At 60.3% G+C, this 1310-nt stretch carries 1 protein-coding gene and 1 tRNA gene; one reads left to right on the plus strand and one right to left on the minus strand.

The annotated features are described in order from the left end of the window. Window positions 1-2: 2 nt before the first annotated feature. A tRNA-Leu gene (locus tag NW852_RS04420) sits at window positions 3-85 on the minus strand. A gap of 119 nt (window positions 86-204) precedes the next feature. On the opposite strand from NW852_RS04420, the gene tgt reads away from it, so the two are divergent. Then, window positions 205-1308 carry a tRNA guanosine(34) transglycosylase Tgt gene (gene tgt / locus NW852_RS04425; protein WP_414371179.1) on the plus strand — a complete coding sequence of 368 codons (1104 nt, stop codon included), beginning with the start codon at window positions 205-207 and terminating at the stop codon, window positions 1306-1308. Window positions 1309-1310: the final 2 nt, after the last annotated feature.

Here is a 1310-nt window from a genome sequence, read left to right on the forward strand (position 1 = left end):
AATGCGGAACCGGGGACTTGAACCCCGATGGCATTGCTGCCACTAGAACCTGAATCTAGCGCGTCTACCATTCCGCCAGTTCCGCAGCGATCTATAAGCATGCCCAAGAAAGGGGATCCCTGTCAAGGGCTGGGGGGCTTTAGAAGGGGATCCGATTCTTATGCTAAGCTCGGCTGCGCACGCAGTGGATCCAGAGCGCTAACCTTGGCGGCTTTTACTTTTGTTTGCGAGGGCACCTGCCCCAACACGCAGGCGCGGGCGGGCTATTTCATTACCCCCCACGGCGAGATCCCGACCCCCTGCTTTATGCCGGTGGGAACGCTGGCCAATGTGAAAACCCTCACGCCTGCTCAACTCAAGGAGACCGGCGCCCACATTATCCTCAGCAACACCTATCACCTGCACCTACAGCCCGGCGAAGAGATCATTCAAGCGGCGGGGGGCCTGCACCGCTTCATGGACTGGCCAGGCCCCATCCTCACGGATTCAGGCGGCTTCCAAGTTTTTAGCCTCAGCGCCATCCGCCAAATCGACGAGGAAGGGGTAACGTTTCGCTCGCCTTACGATGGGCGAATTATTCACTTCACTCCTGAGCTCTCCATCCAGATCCAAAATGCTTTGGGGGCAGACATCATCATGGCTTTTGACGAGTGTCCGCCCTATCCTGCTAGCCCTGAGGCGGTGGCAGCAGCGGTGCGGCGGACTACTCAATGGCTGAAGCGCTGTGTGGAAGCCCACCGCCGCTCCGATCAGGCTTTGTTTGGCATTGTTCAGGGGGGGGTTTACCCGGAGCTGCGTCGGCAGGCAGCGGAAGAAGTCTGTCGGCTGGATCTACCCGGCTATGCCATCGGCGGCGTCAGCGTAGGAGAGCCGGTGGAGCTAATGCACGCGGTGGTGCGACAAACAGCCCCCCTCTTGCCAGCCGATCGCCCCCGTTATCTCATGGGGGTGGGCACCTATGCCGAGATGCGGGCGGCAGTGGCTGCCGGCGTGGACTTGTTTGACTGTGTCATTCCCACGCGCTATGCCCGCCACGGCACCGTGATCAGCCGCGGCCAACGCTGGAACATCAAGAATGCCGAACACCGCCGCAGCCTGGATCCCATCGATCCTGACTGCCCTTGCTACACCTGCCGCCACTTCAGCCGCGCCTATTTGTGCCACCTCATCCGCGCCCAAGAGCTCCTGGGCTACACTCTGCTTTCCATCCACAACATCACGGAGCTCGTGCGCTACACCCAAAGAATGCGCCAGGCCATTCTGGAAGGCAAATTTCATGAGAACTGGGATCCGTGGCGCGAGGGCTGAGC

Origin of the sequence: Synechococcus sp. H60.1 (assembly GCF_047462335.1) — a bacterium.
Taxonomy (GTDB): Bacteria; Cyanobacteriota; Cyanobacteriia; order Thermostichales; family Thermostichaceae; genus Thermostichus.